Origin of the sequence: Nostoc sp. PA-18-2419, assembly GCF_005869855.1 — a bacterium.
In the GTDB taxonomy this organism is placed as follows: domain Bacteria; phylum Cyanobacteriota; class Cyanobacteriia; order Cyanobacteriales; family Nostocaceae; genus Nostoc.
On record NZ_SZNH01000017.1, the window covers coordinates 14,915 to 33,680 of the forward strand.

The following is an 18,766-nucleotide window of genomic DNA, read 5'->3' on the forward strand; positions in this document are numbered from 1 at the left end:
TTGGTATTGGGTTTTTTGACTGCTAGGTTAAATTACTTGCTTTCTCAACTGCTTGCTTTAACTCTTCAAAGGTAATACTACCGTCTTCATCTGAATCATACTGTGCTAGTAACTCTCGGGGGCTACTGGTACCTGTTTCTGCCGAGATGACTGCACTTAAGCCAGGACTAAAAAAAAGCTCATTAATGGAGACTTTGCCGTCTTGATCAAGATCCAATTTATTGAAAAGAGATTGAAGCTCTTGCTCGGTTGCCATAAGTTTGTATCTGAATTAATTTTTCAATTTAATATCTCATTAATATCTCAAAATTAAACAAACTTATATCCTTAGACGTAGAAACAGCTGTCACTCAGGCTGAGATCAAGTGTAGGCTATGATACTGGGTTTACAGTTGGGACAATGAAATTTAATCGGTACCGTCGAGCCAAAGTTCCTACTCAACAATAGATACAGCTAATTTTCAGTCATCGCTTAGACGATGAGTGCGATCGCTATACCTGCCCCACGAGCAAATGCTAAAGGGTAAGGGGTAAAGGTTTGAATTTACCCTTTTCTGTTTCCCCTTGAACCGAACCATATTGCTCCCTGACCTACTAAAAAAATCGCGAAGTATTAGGATTTAATATAAAGTTTTATGAAACCTTGAGGTCGGGGGTAGCGTCACTATTTCAGCGAGTAGTTATCGTGAATCACTCCAGATTGTACGTTTCGTTTCTGGATAAAGTACTTGAGATAATTAAAACACAAGCTCAAATTCTCAATCCTAAATTGCAATCATGCCCTGCTATAAATTGTCCATATCCCAGATGCGTCGTGTTGGATTAGCCTTAATGCTCCCAGTTGCCCTGTTAGGAACTTTTGCTTTCCCGAACCAACTGCAAACCGCTACTGCACAAACATCAAAAGAAAATCGCCCTCTGACTATCCGTGCTGATGTGCAAGAATATAACGCCAAAACTCAAGTAATTACAGCTCGCGGCAATGTGCAAATGTCGTATCCTGCTCGCCAGCTTCAGGCAACAGCTGCCCAAGCGCAGTACTTTAGTAAAGAACGCCGGATAGATTTTAGTGGTAATGTGTATATTTTGCAACAGGGAGGCAACAGTATTCGGGCGGAAAGGGTAACCTATTTAATTGATGAAGGGCGATTTGTCGCCTTACCCCAACCTAATACTCAGGTAGAGTCCATCTACATGGTGCAAGAATCAGATAATAATGCACAAACTGCCACACCCGCCCCAAAGACACCCCAATTCAAGCGTTCTAATTAGCATCTACTACAAAGAAAGGCTGCCTGTAGCGTGAAAATTGTTTTAGAGAATATTCACAAATCTTATAACAAGCGAGTAATTGTCAATCGTGTCAACCTTTCTGTAGCTCAGGGCGAAGTCGTTGGTTTACTAGGTCCCAATGGGGCTGGTAAAACTACGACTTTTTATATTGCTACAGGTTTAGAAAAACCCAATCAAGGAAAAGTGTGGCTAGGTAATCTAGATATTACAGGAATGCCAATGCACAAAAGGGCACGATTGGGTATTGGCTATCTAGCACAAGAAGCAAGTATTTTTCGCCAACTCTCGGTACAAGATAATATTCTATTAGTGTTAGAGCAAACTAATGTGCCACGATGGGAGTGGTCAAGGCGACTAACAACTTTACTGCGGGAGTTTCGCTTGGAAAAATTAGCTAATAGTAAAGGAATTCAACTTTCTGGTGGTGAGCGACGCCGGACTGAATTAGCTAGGTCTCTGGCTGCTGGGCGAGAAGGGCCAAAATTTTTACTTTTGGATGAACCATTTGCGGGAGTCGATCCTATAGCAGTCTCAGAAATTCAGCATATTGTGGGACAATTGCGCGATCGCGGTATGGGTATTTTAATTACAGATCATAATGTCCGCGAAACCTTGGCCACTACTGACCGTGCATACATCATGCGTGAAGGACAAATTCTCGCGTTTGGTACTGCTGACGAACTCTACCAAAACCCCCTCGTGCGGCAATATTACTTAGGCGATAGCTTTCAAGTCTAAATTAAAAATTACAATTGAATTCAGGAATCAGAATTGATGAATTGGTGAATTCAAGAGTCAGGAGTAAGAAAATTTTCTATTTAGCTTTCAGGCTGAGATACTGTACTCTATTTAATCACAAACTGCTATATTTTGTTAAAAAATTAAAATAATAACTTATTGTTCATTTTTGAGGATGAATTTATTAGTTAATATTTGAGTTATTCTGAACTAAATTTTGATACTAAATACAGTAGATATAGCTAAGTGGGGTACAGAATTTAAACTTGAAAATCAGATATGAAAACTATTTTACTCCTGACTCTTGAATTCTAAACGGCAGTCACTCTGGGGAGACACGCCAGTTCCTCCAGTTGAGGAAACCCCGACACTGCACTGCCTCCTTTGAAATTCTGCTGTATGCTTGACTTTACCAGGGTTGCTAATATTTAACTTTTAAAGTTGCTTATGATGTCAAAGAAATTTACGTCTTTCTACAGCTTGCATTCGCTGCTGCCTTTTACGATTATGGATCGTTATCTTGGCAGCGAATTGTTGCCACCGTTTTTCTTTGGTGTCGGAGCTTTTTCTTCAATTGGTGTGACTATTGATGCTGTATTCGATCTAATTAGAAAAATTGTCGAATCTGGGCTACCTGTAGACATTGCTATTCAGGTTTTTTTATTAAAGTTTCCCAACTTTATCGTTTTAGCCTTCCCCATGTCTACACTGCTGGCTACTTTGATGACCTACAGTCGTCTTTCTAGTGAGAGTGAACTAGTAGCCTTGCGTGGTTGTGGGGTGAGTGTTTATCGCATGGTGTTAACTGCTGTAATGTTAAGTCTTCTGGTTACAGCAATGACATTTATATTTAATGAACAAATTGCACCAGCCGCAAATTACCAAGCAGCAATGACTCTGGATAAAGCCCTCAAATCAGACAAGCCAACTTTTAAACAGCAAAATATTTTCTATCCTGAATATCAGGATGCTACGCAGCCCGATGGCAGTAGAAATAGGATATTGACACGCTTGTTTTACGCGGACCAATTTGATGGTAAGCGTATGACAGGCTTAACAATTATAGACCGCTCAACCAAAGGTCTGAATCAAATTGTGGTATCAGAATCCGCTCAGTGGAATGGTTCTCAAAATGTTTGGGATTTTTATAACGGCACAATTTATTTTGTGGCTGCCGATCGCTCTTATCGCAACATCGTTAGATTTGAACATCAACAATTGCAACTACCCCGGACGCCATTAATTTTGGCAGAAAAAAGCCGGGACTATGATGAAATGAATATTAGTGAAGGGTTAGCTCAACTAGAAGTAGAACGCCTCGGTGGCGATCGCCAAAAAATCCGCAAACTTGAAGTCAGGATTCAACAAAAAATCTCCTTGCCCTTTGTGTGCGTAGTTTTTGGCTTAGTCGGCGCCGCGATGGGAAGCATACCCCAGCGCACCGGCAGAGGTACTAGTTTTGGGATTAGCGTCATAGTGATTTTTTCATATTATTTAATTTTCTTTATTAGTGGGGCGATCGGACAAGCAGGTGTTCTCTCTCCCTTTATGGGAGCTTGGTTACCCAACTTTGTTTTTTTAGGAATAGGTATATTTTTATTGATGCGAGTCGCTAAGCGGTAAATATCAGGGACACGGTGACGCTCTGACGCGGGGAAATAAAACACAGAGAGTATATTTTGATAATTCTCCGCCTCAGAGCATCTCCCACTCTTTGCGTCCTCTTGTTTCCGTTTCCCACACCTCAATTACGGATGATAATTTCGACATTCTGGTGCATCTGGATTTTCCTGGCAATATTTCTCAAAAGTCACTTTAGCTGACACCATACCCTCAGCTTTCTGATGAGCTGCTTCCGCCTGGAGTTCTTCTACCTCATCCCAAGCAGCCGCACAGGCCTTAGAATAAGCACCTTGTTCAGTGCAAATAGCACGAGCCTGTTCAATTGCTTTTTGAATTCTCTCTTCTAGTAGTAGCACTTTTGGCGCTTCCACAAAGTCGCTTTTGGTCAAAATGTCGGTAATTGAGATGATACCCAACAATTTACCTTGAATCACAGGCGCTCGATGAATACCAGTGTTAGCAAATAACCGTGCTACATATTCCACACCCAAATCAGGGTTTACCACAATGCAAGGTTTACTCATAATTTCGTAAACCCGCACTTGCTTTGGATCTTTACCGTAAGCCGTTATTTTATAGACAATATCTGTTTCCGTGACAATCCCATAGGCATCATTGTCATGGCGACGATCCACAACTAGCGCACGCAATCTTTTTTGTTTCATCAGCCCCACCGCTTCAGCAACAGTTGCCGATCCACGAATGGTAACTACATTTTTGGTCATGATATCTTCAGCTTTCATCATTGCTGTAGTCTCCTGAAAAATAGTACAGTGCCGCAGGACGCCTTCAGAAGCGTATCAAGGCATTGCAGCGCACAGTTTGCTAATTAGAAGCTGAAAAAGTTGAATTTTTGCCCAGCTACAACAATAAACTTAGAGCAATTGTCAATTCGTGATGTTATCGAATGTGACCAATGCCTAAAAACTAGCTCGAATTCATACTCTTTTTTTAACGGACTTCCAGAAAATAAATTATCCAATTTCATGCCCATCAAAACGACTTTCTCTCCCCCTGCTCCCTGCTCCCCTGCCCTCAAGGCGTTCGCGTAGCGATCGCATTTTTCCACCTCATAATTCGTAATTTGTAATACTCGCCTGCGGCGAGAAGCAAGCTACGTAATTCGTAATTAAGAAAGTCTGATTTAGTTTGGGTTGTGGGGTTTGGATCTGTATGATTATTTTTGGGAAATGGTATTAGTGCTAAATTTTGGTGCTGATAAGTTTTCCAAATAATTAATATTATTACAAATTATTACGTATTTTGTCATATATTAATATTTGCAGCTCTGCTTGCAGATATCTATATTTGTTTAGCGGCGAATAGAATTCGCCAGAATATTTAAACCCATGAGTCAAATAGTCTGGATCGCAAGACATGCTAACCGCCTCGACTTCGTAAACCCCGATTGGTTTCTCACCGCCGAACGACGCTACGATCCACCTTTGTCTGATGATGGTATGATCCAAGCCCAACAGTTAGCAAAGCGTTTAAAAGGAGAGAAGATTGCTCATATTTTTGCTTCTCCCTTCTTGCGAACCGTACAAACAGCAAATGCAGTTGCACAAGTGCTCAACTTACCAATCAAACTCGAAACAGGCTTGAGTGAGTGGCTAAATCCAGTTTGGATGACAGAAGAACCCGAAAGACTCTCAACTCCAGCGTTAACAGAATTATTCAACAGAATTGACATTGCCTACACTCCGCGCATCGCTGCCAATTATCCTGAAACTCAGCAAAAAGTGCGAGAACGTTCTGGACAAACTGCTAGATGTTTAGCTACTGAATTTTTTCCAGACAATATCCTCCTAGTAGCACATGGTGCATCCGTGTTGGGGGCAGCAATGGGGTTAGTGGGAGAAATTGCCAAAACAGAAGTTAAAGCTTCTTTATGTTCTTTGGTAAAAGTGGTACGTGACGAACCAGAATGGTTATTAGAACTAAAGGGAGACACTTCCCATTTAACCCACATAGAAGAAGTGATTCGATTTGCTTAAATCCTAAATTTGGATTTGCAATCATGGCTTTCGCTACGTTGGGTGTATCCTCCAAAAAATAATTTGCGAATAAGTTCTATGACTTTATTACTTGCAGGAGATATCGGCGGTACGAAAACTATTTTGCGGTTAGTTGAAGCCTCAGACTCACAAAGCTTACATACTATTCATCAGCAAAGTTACCAAAGTAGCGATTTTCCAGATTTAGTACCGATAGTGCGGCAGTTTTTGGTTAAAGCTAACACATCAATACCACATAAAGCTTGTTTTGCGATCGCCGGCCCCATTGTCAAAAATACAGCTAAGTTGACTAATTTAGCTTGGTTTCTGGATACCGAACGTCTACAAGAAGAATTGGGTATCCCGCAAATTTCTTTGATTAACGACTTCACCGCTATTGGCTATGGCATTTTAGGTTTACAAAAACAAGACTTGCACCAGTTACAAGCTGGCAAATTGCAACCGGAAGCTCCTGTTGCGATTATTGGTGCTGGTACTGGCTTGGGGCAAGGATTTTTAATTAAGCAGGGAAACAACCATCAAATCTTTCCCTCAGAAGGGGGACACGTTGATTTTGCACCCCGAAACGAGATTGAGTTTCAATTGTTGAAATACCTGCTCAATAAACATGATATTCAACGCGTTTCTGTAGAACGCGTAGTTTCGGGAATGGGAATTGTCTCAATTTACCAATTTTTGCGCGATCGCAAATTTGCCACCGAATCACCAGACATTGCCAAAATTGTCAGAACTTGGGAACAAGAAGCCGGACAAGAAGAGAGAAGTGTCGATCCTGGTGCTGTTATTGGTAGAGCAGCAGTAGAAAAACGCGATCGCCTTTCGGAACAAACTTTGCAATTATTCATAGAGGCTTACGGTACAGAAGCCGGAAATCTCGCTCTCAAACTCCTACCTTACGGTGGCTTATACATTGCTGGTGGAATTGCACCCAAAATTCTGCCATTAATTCAAGATAGCGGTTTCTTACTCAATTTCACCCAAAAGGGTAGGATGCGCCCCCTCCTCGAAGATATACCCGTGTATATTATTCTTAACCAGCAAGTGGGGCTAATTGGTGCTGCTTTATGTGCTGCTGGGTTATAACAGCTAGCATCATCAGTGAGATTAGCATCTTAAAGGCAAAAAATATGACAATTAAAAGTCTATTGTCATTCGTCGCTGCTACCTTTATTTGTGGTAGTTCCGTTTTAGTCGAGGCGCGTCAACCCAAAGCTCCAACGGCTGTTGCTAAACCAACTGTTTCTCAACCTGCACAGCCACAATGGAAATTATTTACTGCTCCAGATGGGCGCTTTAGTGTTTTGATGCCAGGAAGACCGAATAGAAATACACAATTTCAAAAAACTTACATGGGGGAAATTAACTTAGAAATATTTGTCGCTCAACCACCAAAACAGCAAGTAGCATATGTAGTGACTTACAATGATTTTCCTTACAGTTATGGAGAAATGACCGATCCTCAAGCTGTACTTAATAATGCACGGGACATGGCTCTCAAAACGACGAAAAGTAATTTAATTAGTCAACGAGACATTCGCAGTTCAAATAATCATCCCGGCAAAGAAATTGAGTACATCAATTCTGGAGGAAAAATCACTAAAAGTAGAATGTATGTTGCTGAGGGAAGACTATATCAAGTAATGGCAATAACGACGAAAAAACAGCAAAAGACGTTAGCTAAAACTATTACAGGGTATTTAAATTCCTTCCAGATAGTTTTCAAAAAGTGAATTGAATAATTCAGGAGTTAGGAGGAGGCAGTGCAGTCTCAGGGGTTTCCCCTATGAACAACTGCTGTTGAAAATTCATTCTAAATTTTATCCAACTGGCAAATGAATAAACCGATTTAAAACCCTCACCAAATCATAACTTTGGTAGTCTATCCAAACGGCAGTAAAACGAACAATCAGCGGAGGATTCATACCCACCGCTGATTCGATTTTGACGGCTCGCGTTCCGGAATTGACTGATGAGTGTAATGTCCAGCCTATGCAGTTGTTGATAGTAACAGATCCTAATACGGCACAAGTGCGGGTTTTTAAAGTATCTATGCGGTTCGTGTCTGCTATTGAAGCGGTACGCTGGGTGAACCAGAAGACTAATTTAAACCTACACCCTTGAGAAACAATTAATATAGCAGTCCTAAATCATTTTAGATCCAGAGTTGACGATAGCGGCTTAGGGGTTGACGATAGCGGCTTAGGGGTTGACGATAGCGGCTTAGGGGTTGACGATAGCGGCTTAGGGGTTGACGATAGCGGCTTGGGGGTTGACGATAGTGGCTTGGGGGTTGACGGTAGCGGCTTGGGGGTTTATTTTTGTTTGGTGCGATCGCTTAATTATAAAAACTCATTGCCAGCAAAGCAATCTCGAAAAGAGCGATCGCTCTTGAACACCATTTTTTCAGACTAGATGCAGGGTTCGTCTTTGTTTAGTGCGATCGCTTAATTATAAAAACCCATTGCCAGCAAAGCAATCTCCGAAAAGTGCGATCGCTCTTTGATGCCATTTTTGAAGATTAGCTAGCTGTGCGATCGCTTAATTATAAAACTCATTGCAGCAAAGCAATCTCTGAGCGTTACGATCGCTCTTTGATGCCATTTTCTCAGATTAGCTCTGCGGATCGCTTAATTATAAAACTCATTGCCAGTAAAGCAATCTCGAAAAGAGCGATCGCTCTTTGATACCATTTTTTTAGATTAGATGTTGTGATAAATCGCTTGCAAAAGTTTAGGATAATGCTGAGAAATACATTTATAGCCAGTTAATCCAAAAATATTATGGCAGATTGACTGATAACTGATAACTAAAATCACTTAGATGGTTCTGGTTGTAAACCAAGCTTGGCACGAAAATCTTGATTATATTTGGCATATTCCCAATTTTTAGCAGATTTAACTTGCTCAGGAGTCAAGTTGTTGGCATTGCTGAGATTGGCATTGCTGAGATTGGCATTGCTGAGATTGGCATTACTGAGATTGGCATTGCTGAGATTGGCATTGCTGAGAGTAGCACCGACAAGCTCGGCATCGCTGAGATTGGCATCACTGAGCTTGACACCGCTTAGCTTGGCATAGCTAAGTTCAGTATTACTGAGCTCAACACCCGTAAGGTTAGCATTTTTGAAGTTAGCATTTTTGAAGTTAGCATTACTGAGGTTGGCATTGCTGAGGTCTATGTCGCTGAAATCTTTGTTAGCTAAACTTTGACCAAGTTCTACTAATTCTACTAATGCTTTAGTTCTCTTCCAATGATACTTTTGTCCTTTCACATTGTTAAAGTCTTTCCAAGAGTTGCTGATTTTAATCTCCTTCTCAACAATATTCAAATATACCGATAAACTCAGGGGAATAATCAAGAAAAATCCAACGGACTTAAAGCGATTATTCCGCTTTTGCCTGACACTTGCTTCAATAAAATCTTCAGCTTGTTTAGATAATCTCAAATGTTCAGCTTGCTTTTGGTAAAAAACCTTTGCATCTTTCAAAGGTTTTCCCTGAAATAGGTAATCCTTTGCCTTGCCTCTATCTCGCCATTCAACAGCAGCAGCTTCAATTTTCCGCTTTTGTCGCAATATATCCCGACTTTCCTCAATCCACTTGCGTAATAGTGGCCAATTGCGAATTAGCGTTTCATGGGCAACATCAACGACAGCAACTTTTCCAGGACTTAATCCTTTCTCAATTAACGTACTAGTAACAACTAATTTTTCATCAGCTAACTGTTGAATTACTCTATTAATCAAAATTTCTGGATGCTGTGAAGTGACTAAATCCCGTTGCAAAACCTGTCTGCGCGTGTCTTCTGTTCCTTCTCCCAACTGCGTCAATTCTAAAAAAATCCGCTTTGTTGCTTGCTGTTCCTCAGGTGATAATGACTTATAAACTTCTGTAGCGCGTATTTGCAGTGTTCCTCTGACTCTACCCAATCGGCTATAGGCAATAAGAGTTAACTTTTCCTGAGTTCTTTGCTGCCATAGTTGTGTCAGTGTGTACTGCAACAATGGTAAACTCCCCAGTGAGTTCTCTACATCTGCGATCATTTCAAAAACTAATTCAGGTTCTATTTCTAGATTCACCTGTTGGGCAGGTTTGGTAATTGCTGTTTTTAATTCCTCTCGATTCATCGGTGTTACTGTTACTAAATGCTTTTGAATTTTATTAGCTAGTCCCCCATACTCTTGTTCCAGACATTTGCCAAAGAAATCAGCCCGCATTGTAATTATTAGACACAGTTTATTATCATCACGCTGCAAAGCACCTAGCACACATTCAAAAAACTGCTGTCGTTTTGTAATGTCTTGACATTGAGTAAAAGCTTCTTCAAACTGGTCTACCACTAACACCACGCGCTGAGTTTTACTAGCAATAATCAACTGTCCTAAACCAACTGCACCTCTAGCGATTAATTCTTCAGCTTTTGCTAATTGTGAGGCGCGTTCAATATCTGATAAATCCGATTCTACAAATGCCAATGCTAAATTTTGTAAGGGATTAATCCCTGGGCGAAATATTTTCAAATGCCAAGTATCGCTACCTGATAACCTACGTCCTAGCTTTAATTGATAAAGTAAACCTGCTCTGATAACACTAGATTTGCCACTTCCTGATGCTCCCAGCACCGCGAGGAAGTTACCCGATCGCACTTTTTCTAAAAATTCATCAGTTAACGCTGTTCTGCCATAAAATAATTTGGCATCTGCTTCTGTGCAATCGAAATAAGACAATCCTTTGTAAGGACAAATAGCTGATATTTCTACTGTGGAATTCACAGGAGAAGAATTCCATTTCCGGGTGAGATTAATTGCTTCACCAGAGTTAGCAAAAATGGGACGCTGGGGAAAGGGATGATATTGTTGATTGAGTAAGTCTACTAAAGTGTAGTTACTCACCCAACGGTCTTGTTTTGGTTCCAAACCTTGAAGCAGTGCAGCAGTGAGAACGCTGTGTTGGCTGTTAATCTCTTCAAAAGCAACTTCAAAATCACGAGAAGCCGCAATAAAACACCTATCTCTGCCTTTACCCCGATCACCTGGATCTGCCTCTGCAAAATTTAGCACCTCTCCGCTATAGCAGCAATCCAAAATCACAATTTGTTGTCTAACTTCACTTTCTTGCAGCAGTCGCCGCAGCCATTGTAGAGATAATCCCCAATTACCCGCATCGGGGTTGACTTCACTCGTTGCTAAAAAGCCTTCTTGAATTCCGACATTTTTCCGCAACCCATGACCAGAAAAATACAGCAGCGCCGTATCTGGCGGTTTACCATCTGGTTTAAACAATTGGACGATCGCTTTTTCTAACTGAGTTAAATTAACTTTAGTTTGCTTACCAATGCGAATTGTCTGGTTTTCCTTATCTTTGACTGCTGGTAGCCGCGTTACTTGAAATTCGCCGTACTGTTGTAAAATTTGAGCGATCGCTTCACCATCCGCATCTGGTGCGTTAAGACTCTTTAAGCGGTCATACGTATTAATTCCCACCACCAAAGCGTCTCGACTCATATTAGTAAGCTATATGATAGTTTAGTCGCATTATTTCCAGCTTCTACAAGAAATTTACCGCATTTTCCGTAAAAATGTGTAGGGTAGCACAGCTGTGCTACCCTACCCGCAATTCTTTTAGACGAGATTTATTCCATGACTCAACTCACACCTATCTATTTAGAAGATGGCACGATTATTTACATTGAAGCCACAGATAGTATAGATGCACCACCAGTTAACATTGAAGTTTCTCCACAGGGAGAAGAAGAAGCACTAATTGATAAAGGATGGGATGCTGATGCTGCACAAAAACAAATAGTGCAAAATTTCCAAGCAATTGAAGGTACAATTCGGGCTTACACTGTTTATTCACTCAATGCTTTTAAGAAAATCCCTGTTGCTAATATTGATAAAGTAACTCTAGAATTTGGCATCAAAGTTGGCGGTGAAGCAGGCATACCTTACATAACTAAAGGTACGGCTGAAAGTAATCTTAAGATAACAGTAGAGTGTTCATTTCCTGAGCAACCGGAAAAGAAAACTCAGCAATCATGAGTGAGAATATTGAGGCAGCCAAAATTTATATTATCATTGCGGCTATTAATGAAGCCGGGAATATTAAAGAAACAATTGCTACTAGTCAAGTTTCAAAGCCTCTCTTTGTTGTGGGGAGAGATTTGGAGAGGGGTTTATAGTATACTTTACGACTTTTCAAACATGCTTTAAAACTTATCGAAAGTCACAGTCGCCGTTACCATTTATATCACGCAAATTGTCCCCAAAGCGTTAAAAGCCGTCATAGCAGACTGTAGTCTATTTAACTGCTTGCGAGAAATTATCGATTGCTAAAACGTTTATACAGGAAAGCTTCAATAGTATCTGTCAATTATCAAACGGACAAAACAATTCAAAGGCTGTATTTCTTGTTARACAAGCATAAAAATAAAAGGCTCAGCCATTTAAATTTATCAGGGTTTTGAATTTTGAATTCCCTTAAAAGCCAGTTGACTTTACTATTTTCAATTCTTAAATGAGGTTTCGCCAATGACCAATTCAGAATTCGAGAGAGTCACTGTTCGCCCAATGGATGAGTATAATCAAAAGTTAGTATCTTATGTCCATCCGCCAAATTGGGTTAATCCTCAACCCGCTAAGGTTTACGACTTGGTAGTAATTGGTGCTGGGACGGCGGGATTAGCGGTGGCGGCGGGTGCAGTCGGTCTGGATTTGGGTTTAAAAGTGGCGTTAATTGAAAAGCATCTCATGGGTGGAGATAGCTTAAATGTTGGTTGCGTACCATCTAAAACTATGATTCGCTCTACTCGCGTAGTTGGTGAAATCTGGAATGCTAAAGACTTGGGAGTTAATATTCCCCAACATAATATTGATGTTGATTTTCCCACAGTCATGGCCAGAGTGCGGCGGGTAAGAGCTGATATCAGCCATCATCACTCAGCAGAACGATTTGAAAATTTGGGGGTTGATGTTTTCTTGGGTAGCGGTCGATTTGCAAGTAAAAATACCGTGGAAGTTGACGGTAAAACTCTTTACTTTAAAAAGGCTGTAATTGCAACTGGAGCCAGAGCCGCACAACCCACGATTCCAGGACTTGAACAAGCAGGTTACCTCACCAATGAAACGGTTTTTTCTTTAATTCAACGGCCAGAACGTTTGGCGGTGATTGGTGGCGGCCCTGTTGGTTGCGAATTGGCGCAGGCTTTGCGGCGCTTGGGTTCTGAGGTGGTACTTTTTCAGAGCGGTTCTCAGATCCTCAGTAAAGAAGATGCTGAAGCTGCTAAAATTCTGCAAAAGGTTTTAATTAGTGAAGGAATCCGCTTGGTGTTGAATTCCAAGTTGGAAGAAGTGGTAACAGTTACCGAAGGTAAACGGCTTTACTTTTCCTCCAATAGTTACCGAGATTCTGTGACAGTAGATGAGATTTTAGTTGCTACCGGGCGTGTGCCGAATGTCGAAGGTCTGAATTTAGAAGCAGCAGGTGTGGAATACGATCAGCGCCAAGGTGTGAAGGTGAATGATTACCTGCAAACAACTAATTCCAAAATCTATGCAGTTGGTGATATCTGCATGAAGTGGAAGTTTACTCATGCTGCTGATGCGGGAGCGCAGATTGCGCTTAAAAATAGCTTATTTTCTCCGTTTGGCTTCGGACGTACCAAACTCAGTAGCTTGGTAATGCCTTGGGTAACTTATACCGACCCGGAAATTGCCCACGTAGGAATGTACGAACACGAGGCACAGAAGTTAGGCATTGAAGTGACAACGATCGCCATTCCTTTTAGTAGTGTAGACCGAGCGATCGCTGATGGTGAAGAGTTAGGATTTCTCAAAATCCACCACAAAAAAGGTGCCGATGAAATTATCGGTGCAACCATTGTCGCCCGTCATGCAGGTGAAATAATCTCACAACTGACTACAGCAATTGTGAATAAAATCGGTTTGAGTAAGTTAAGTACTGTGATTCATCCTTATCCTACTCAAGCCGAAGCAATAAAAAAAGCAGCTGATGCCTATCGTCGTACACTCCTGACATCAACTACTAAAAAATTGTTAAGGTTTGTAACAATGTTATCTTGAATTGGGTATTGGGGATTGGGAAAGAATTATTTTAATCGTTCCCCAGTCCCCACTGATTTTAAACAGGTTTCCAGCTATCAATCTCACCTGATATCAAGTCTACGTAGTACAACTTGCCATCATCTCCAGCTCTTACATCCACAGGCACTCCTAAATTAGAAGCAAACCGTGTAACTGAAGTAACTTTGTTCTGACTGTCCAATTTTAAAGCATCGATAGTTCCCTGACTGGGATCGAAGATGAACAAAGCATTGTTAAAACTACCACCCGTATAAAAAGTACCTACACCGGTGGAAGTGGAACCGATTGAATGATCGTGGGCGTAAATTGGTGCTGTAACGGTTGTGCCACTTGCGTAGAACTTCTTCGCTGCATCAAGATTAGCATAGGCGCTTTGCTTGATGTTAACGAGATTACCATTTGCATCAACACCACCTTCATAGTATGGCCAGCCAAAGTTTTTACCTGGTCCACCAGTATCCACCTCTTCCCATTTGTACCAGCCCGTGTCACCGATAACAGGAATATTAGTTCGTTGATCTATGGTAAAGCGGAAGGGGTTACGCAGACCTAAGTTATAGACTTTGGAACGATTGCTGTTAAGGTCTTTGTTGTAAATGCTATTGTCGTTAACGTTGTAAAAAGGATTACTTGATAAACCCTGACCAGTAATAGCGTTAATGTGCAAGATTTTACCAGATAGATTATCGATATCCTGGACGCGTTGGGCTCGAGGGTCTGCTCGGTTGTAAGAAGTACCATCACCAAGGCTAACAAACAGTGTACCATCGTTACCAAAGCGTACACTACCACCAGTGTGAGTTGCACTATCAGTGGCCAGAAAATCCTGGACGTTTGTGATGTTGTTGTTTTTGACAGCGTTTATATATTCTTGGGCGTTAGCAAATAATTTGCCAGTGGTTTTGTTTACAATACCTGATGGTGCAGCGTTATTGGTATCATCGCTAGCATCAACTAGTGTGCTGTCTTCGTCTGGGTGACTAATGTACTGCCAAGTGCTATTTTTGCCTAGTAATATAAATTCACTGTTAGCGATCGCAGTTTTGTAACCAGTGTTGGGGTCGGCTGTGTATCTAACTAACCGTACTGCGCGGTTACCTCGCTGATCGGGATTGTCTAAGGTGCTATTGGCATTATTCTTGTCACTTTTTGGATTCGTTTCTGGTGGATCGTAAGTAAACAACAGATAAACATAGTTGTTACCAGTCGGACTCTTACCAAAATCTGGATGTACGGCCATGCCTAGCAAACCGCGATCGGATACATTATTTACTTCTCCAGAAATATCAATAAATGGCTTTGATTCTAAGACGTTTGTAGCGGTGTTGAACACTTTCACCACCCCATTTTTCTGGGCGATGAACATCAGCTTATCGTCGGCTGACCAGTCAAACTCTATAGGCCCATCCAACCCAGAAACCACAGTCTTTTTCTGAAAGTTACCTGTGTCATTATCAATAATAGTCACACTTGTCTGATTAATCGGCAGCGACACCCCAACTGCATTACTAAACTTCAAATTAAACTTTTCATCCGCTTCTGTGACGTTATCATCTATAATCTTAATAGAAATGCTCTTACTGGTTTCTCCGGCTGCAAAGCTCAAGGTTCCAGCTTTAGCCACATAGTCAGATCCAGCTTTAGCAGTTCCATCCACAGTTGTATAGTCTACACTAGCGGCTCCCGAAGCATTACCGCGTGTAACTGTAACTGTTGCAGTACCATCGTTCTCATTAACTGCTGGCTGAGTGAAATTGAGACCTTGACTATCATTATCTATAATTGTGATTGCCAGAGTTCTATCCAATCCTAGTGTTGCACCCTCAGGCTGATCGATAGCGATACTAAAAGTTTCATTTGATTCAGCTAACGAATCGTCAATAATCCGAATTGCTACCTGTTTACTACTTTCTCCTGGAGCAAAGGTGAGTGTCCCGCCCATTTCCTCACCACCATTCCCGTAGTCATCGCCTGGTGTTGCAGTATTAGCTAAGGTAGCATACTTAATTGAAGAAGTACCACTTAAATCACCGCTTCTCAGTACAGTAACGGTCACACTACCATCACCTTCGTTCACACTAGTGGGAGATTGCTTCAAAGTGATAGTAGTTGGGCTAGTCACGGCTGAGGAATACAGTTGAGACTGAGGAATAATTTCCTTGATCTGAGAAGCGCTTGACCAAGATAGTCGAGAGACAGCAGAGTAGGTATTGTCGAAGTACTCTAGTTTAATATCGTACTTTTGACCTGCAACCAAATTGATTGAGCCACTATATTCTGTGTTCGATTGATTGACAAAGTGGTCAATCAACAGTTGGTTATTCACCCAGAGTCGCACACCATCATCACTACTGGTGTAGAAGTTGTAAKTCTCGCTGTACTTAGCTTGTACYTGACCTGTCCAACGCACTGAGAAGGTRTCTGGTTCGATGGTGGAAGGAACTGGAGAACCACTACCCCAACCAAAGTCCACTGTCGCATCTGTGCGAGTTACTTTCAAGTTGGTGAAGTCAGCRTTGTCGTAGTATTGTCCTTGCAGTCCGTTGCCATTACCAGCAGGTGGATTAGTGGGTGTAACCTGACTATAAAGYTGAGACTGAGGAATAATTTCCTTKGTCTGAGAGGTGCTTGACCAAGAYARTCGKGAAACAGCAGAGTAGGTATTGTCGAAGTACTCCAGTTTAATATCGTACTTTTGACCTGCAACCAGATTGATTGAGCCACTGTATTCTGTGTTCGATTGATTGACAAAGTGGTCAATCAGCAGTTGRTTATTYACCCACAGTCGCACRCCATCATCACTAYTGGTGTAGAAGTTGTAATTCTCGCTGTACTTAGCTTCTACTTGACCTGTCCAACGCACTGAGAAGGTATCTGGTTCGATGGAAGGATCTGGAGAACTATCACCCCAACCAAAGTCAACTTTTGCATCTGTGCGAGTTACCTTCAAGTTGGTGAAGTCAGCGTTGTCGTAGTACTCTGCTTTGAGTCCATCTCCCTGAGAAAGCACGCTGCTAGCTCGAGCCAATATACTTGGTTGCGCCTGATCTAGGGCTGCTAGAGTTGATTGACCACCAGTTACTGGACTTGTAGATGTTGACGAGAGTTGATTGAGATTTTGATTCTGTAAATCATTCATTGAAATATATGCCTTACAAGAGAGCTAAAACTAATGCCACGATCAATTGCTTGATGGGTAGTTTTAAATTGAATTTTTGGAAAGAAAATCTGTGACGTTTCTAATCTAATTTATTTATTAATACTATATTAATGAACGCTGATACACATTTTTCTATCTATTATTTCGCCCATTTAGTTTACTACTTTGCTGCCTATTTATATCAATGTAAGAATAAAATAATATGGCTTGACATATTATTTTATATCTCGACTAATAGCAGAATTAATTTAGGGCATGTTAACTCTAATCAAGCTTTGTTTTGTATCTGTAAATTTCAAAGTTTGTGAGATGTGTAATTCAGTTGGTTCAATTTGATATTTAACAAATATAAATCACCATTTGAAAACTTAATAACTTATCTGATGTCTAACAACTGCTTAAAATATGTATATACGTAAGTAGCGTTTAATTCCTCACTTTATGTACTTAAGTGTACCTCTTTAATTAATCAATTAAACATTTCACACTATATCACCGTGTTATGTCTATCTATTTGGTGCAACTTTGTTTAAATATTTACATTCAATATAAATTTTTAAAGGTATATGAAAGTTTTGATGATTTCTAAATAAAAATTACCGACATACAGAATAATCTCATGTTTTTTTCTTTCTATATCGTGATTATATAAAAATCTTATAAAGAAAACTTTGCATATTTAAAGATTTTAAAAAGTGGTATTTATTACTTACTTTATTTTGATTATCAATTTAAAACTTTGTTACAATAATTAGTATAAATARAGTATTTACTTAATAATATTGTTATCATTTGTAACTAATTAATAAAAGTTTTCAAAAATTTTAAATTAATTAAACTTGGAAAAATCACAAGTTTGACGTTGTATAACCCCACTTTCCCCTAGACTAATGGCAGCAACCTTATTCAAACTAGGCTGAGGAAAGTGAACTTTGACTGAAACAAACAATTTAAACTCTACCCTCCAAAACCTCTCACGCAGGCAATTGCGGGATTTAGTGAGGACTCAGCTGCAAATGCTGTTAGAGGCAGGGGACTTGCAGGGAGTAAAAGCTATTCTTGTACCTGTGCAGCCAGCTGATATTGCGGAGGCAATTGAAGGTTTACCAGAAGTAATGCACGCTTTGGCTTTTCGCTTGCTTTCTAAGGATGAAGCGATTGAGGTTTATCGGTAAATCAATATTTTCAAACAAATTTATTAAAAGTTGCTCGCAAGCGGGTTTTATGGTTGTGTAATTCGCGGGATGAACACCGATGAAATTTGCTCGGTTGGCTCGTTGCAGGTAACTCGGCAAGAAGCGATCGCAGGTGCTGTACTAGGCGTTTTAATTTACTTTAATTTCGCACGATTCGTTTTAAAGTTATAATCATTAGTCATTTGTTATTTGCAAAGTCCAAATGACTAATGACAAAGGACAAATCATCAACTTTTACAATTCAGATGCCGTATCTGGAGCAACAATTTCGCCAGTACCTAATTCTAGGAGCGAATCTTGGTCAGTAATTAGTTCGCTAAGCTCCTTTACTTGTAAATTCATTTCCTCGCAAGCTTGTCTGAGTTCTTGTGAAAATTTGTTGAGATCTTCACCATAGCCACATTGATAAGCAGCAGTTTCGATTCCTTGCTTGGCATTTGCTCTAGCACAATCTACTAGTTCTCTGCCATGCAATGGTGTAGGAGATGCCATAGACGTAATTGTTATTTATTGAATGTTTGCTGTTAGACAGATTATCTATATTTCAATATTTAGTCATCTTCCAAATGGAGGAATATTAAGGTATAATTATCAGATATGAATTAAAACTTAACAGTTAAAAATTAAGACTTAGCAG

The 18,766-nt window shown here is 40.5% G+C and carries 17 protein-coding genes and 1 pseudogene; 13 read left to right on the plus strand and 5 right to left on the minus strand.

Features of this window, described 5'->3' with window-relative positions; genetic code table 11:
- Window positions 1–22: 22 nt before the first annotated feature.
- Window positions 23–256, minus strand: coding sequence for an EF-hand domain-containing protein (locus FCR06_RS18055; RefSeq protein WP_138502103.1), 234 nt, complete (start codon window positions 254–256; stop codon window positions 23–25).
- Between the two features lie 518 nt (window positions 257–774).
- On the opposite strand from FCR06_RS18055, the gene FCR06_RS18060 reads away from it, so the two are divergent.
- The 3 genes from FCR06_RS18060 to FCR06_RS18070 all read left to right on the plus strand — a co-directional run bounded on the left by FCR06_RS18060 (window position 775) and on the right by FCR06_RS18070 (window position 3,654).
- The gene (locus FCR06_RS18060; RefSeq protein WP_138502105.1) at window positions 775–1,272 is read left to right on the plus strand and encodes an LptA/OstA family protein; all 498 of its coding nucleotides are present in this window, start codon (window positions 775–777) and stop codon (window positions 1,270–1,272) included.
- 30 nt (window positions 1,273–1,302) lie between these two features.
- On the plus strand, window positions 1,303–2,031 hold the full coding sequence (gene lptB, locus FCR06_RS18065; RefSeq protein ID WP_138502107.1) for an LPS export ABC transporter ATP-binding protein: 729 nt from the start codon (window positions 1,303–1,305) through the stop codon (window positions 2,029–2,031).
- Between the two features lie 507 nt (window positions 2,032–2,538).
- On the plus strand, window positions 2,539–3,654 hold the full coding sequence (locus tag FCR06_RS18070; protein ID WP_138502313.1) for an LptF/LptG family permease: 1,116 nt from the start codon (window positions 2,539–2,541) through the stop codon (window positions 3,652–3,654).
- Between the two features lie 125 nt (window positions 3,655–3,779).
- Here the strand turns inward: FCR06_RS18070 and FCR06_RS18075 are convergent, their stop codons facing one another.
- On the minus strand, window positions 3,780–4,400 hold the full coding sequence (locus FCR06_RS18075) for a CP12 domain-containing protein (protein WP_189523475.1): 621 nt from the start codon (window positions 4,398–4,400) through the stop codon (window positions 3,780–3,782).
- Window positions 4,401–5,003: 603 nt separating this feature from the next.
- Between FCR06_RS18075 and FCR06_RS18080 the strand changes: the two genes are divergently transcribed.
- From FCR06_RS18080 to FCR06_RS32760, 5 genes are all read left to right on the plus strand, one after another.
- Complete coding sequence (locus FCR06_RS18080) at window positions 5,004–5,651, plus strand: histidine phosphatase family protein (protein WP_138502109.1); 648 nt, start codon at window positions 5,004–5,006, stop codon at window positions 5,649–5,651.
- A gap of 78 nt (window positions 5,652–5,729) precedes the next feature.
- On the plus strand, window positions 5,730–6,755 hold the full coding sequence (locus tag FCR06_RS18085; RefSeq protein WP_138502111.1) for a glucokinase: 1,026 nt from the start codon (window positions 5,730–5,732) through the stop codon (window positions 6,753–6,755).
- Between the two features lie 44 nt (window positions 6,756–6,799).
- Window positions 6,800–7,402 carry a hypothetical protein gene (locus FCR06_RS18090; protein WP_138502113.1) on the plus strand — a complete coding sequence of 201 codons (603 nt, stop codon included), beginning with the start codon at window positions 6,800–6,802 and terminating at the stop codon, window positions 7,400–7,402.
- A 211-nt stretch (window positions 7,403–7,613) separates the two neighbouring features.
- Entirely contained in the window at window positions 7,614–7,793 is a 180-nt protein-coding gene (locus FCR06_RS18095) for a hypothetical protein (protein ID WP_138502115.1), read from the plus strand.
- 141 nt (window positions 7,794–7,934) lie between these two features.
- Window positions 7,935–8,084 carry a hypothetical protein gene (locus FCR06_RS32760; RefSeq protein WP_189523476.1) on the plus strand — a complete coding sequence of 50 codons (150 nt, stop codon included), beginning with the start codon at window positions 7,935–7,937 and terminating at the stop codon, window positions 8,082–8,084.
- Window positions 8,085–8,484: 400 nt separating this feature from the next.
- On the opposite strand, the gene FCR06_RS18100 is transcribed toward FCR06_RS32760, so the two are convergent.
- Entirely contained in the window at window positions 8,485–11,175 is a 2,691-nt protein-coding gene (locus tag FCR06_RS18100) for a pentapeptide repeat-containing protein (RefSeq protein WP_138502117.1), read from the minus strand.
- 135 nt (window positions 11,176–11,310) lie between these two features.
- On the opposite strand from FCR06_RS18100, the gene FCR06_RS18105 reads away from it, so the two are divergent.
- The 3 genes from FCR06_RS18105 to FCR06_RS18110 all read left to right on the plus strand — a co-directional run bounded on the left by FCR06_RS18105 (window position 11,311) and on the right by FCR06_RS18110 (window position 13,752).
- The gene (locus FCR06_RS18105; protein ID WP_138502119.1) at window positions 11,311–11,712 is read left to right on the plus strand and encodes a CU044_2847 family protein; all 402 of its coding nucleotides are present in this window, start codon (window positions 11,311–11,313) and stop codon (window positions 11,710–11,712) included.
- Window positions 11,709–11,852 carry a hypothetical protein gene (locus FCR06_RS32770; RefSeq protein ID WP_189523478.1) on the plus strand — a complete coding sequence of 48 codons (144 nt, stop codon included), beginning with the start codon at window positions 11,709–11,711 and terminating at the stop codon, window positions 11,850–11,852. Before FCR06_RS18105 ends, FCR06_RS32770 begins: the two co-directional genes overlap by 4 nt.
- Window positions 11,853–12,201: 349 nt before the next feature.
- Window positions 12,202–13,752 (plus strand): mercuric reductase, encoded by a 1,551-nt coding sequence (locus FCR06_RS18110; RefSeq protein ID WP_138502121.1) that lies wholly within the window; start codon window positions 12,202–12,204, stop codon window positions 13,750–13,752.
- A 58-nt stretch (window positions 13,753–13,810) separates the two neighbouring features.
- Here the strand turns inward: FCR06_RS18110 and FCR06_RS18115 are convergent, their stop codons facing one another.
- Entirely contained in the window at window positions 13,811–16,912 is a 3,102-nt protein-coding gene (locus tag FCR06_RS18115) for a PA14 domain-containing protein (RefSeq protein ID WP_138502123.1), read from the minus strand.
- 953 nt (window positions 16,913–17,865) lie between these two features.
- Between FCR06_RS18115 and FCR06_RS18120 the strand changes: the two are divergent.
- Window positions 17,866–18,102, plus strand: a pseudogene (locus tag FCR06_RS18120) (magnesium transporter); the annotation flags it as partial.
- 36 nt (window positions 18,103–18,138) lie between these two features.
- A complete protein-coding gene (locus tag FCR06_RS32775) occupies window positions 18,139–18,300 on the plus strand; it encodes a hypothetical protein (protein WP_189523479.1) in 162 nt (53 codons plus the stop codon).
- Window positions 18,301–18,363: 63 nt separating this feature from the next.
- On the opposite strand, the gene FCR06_RS18125 is transcribed toward FCR06_RS32775, so the two are convergent.
- A complete protein-coding gene (locus FCR06_RS18125) occupies window positions 18,364–18,621 on the minus strand; it encodes a hypothetical protein (RefSeq protein WP_138502125.1) in 258 nt (85 codons plus the stop codon).
- Window positions 18,622–18,766 lie beyond the last annotated feature (145 nt).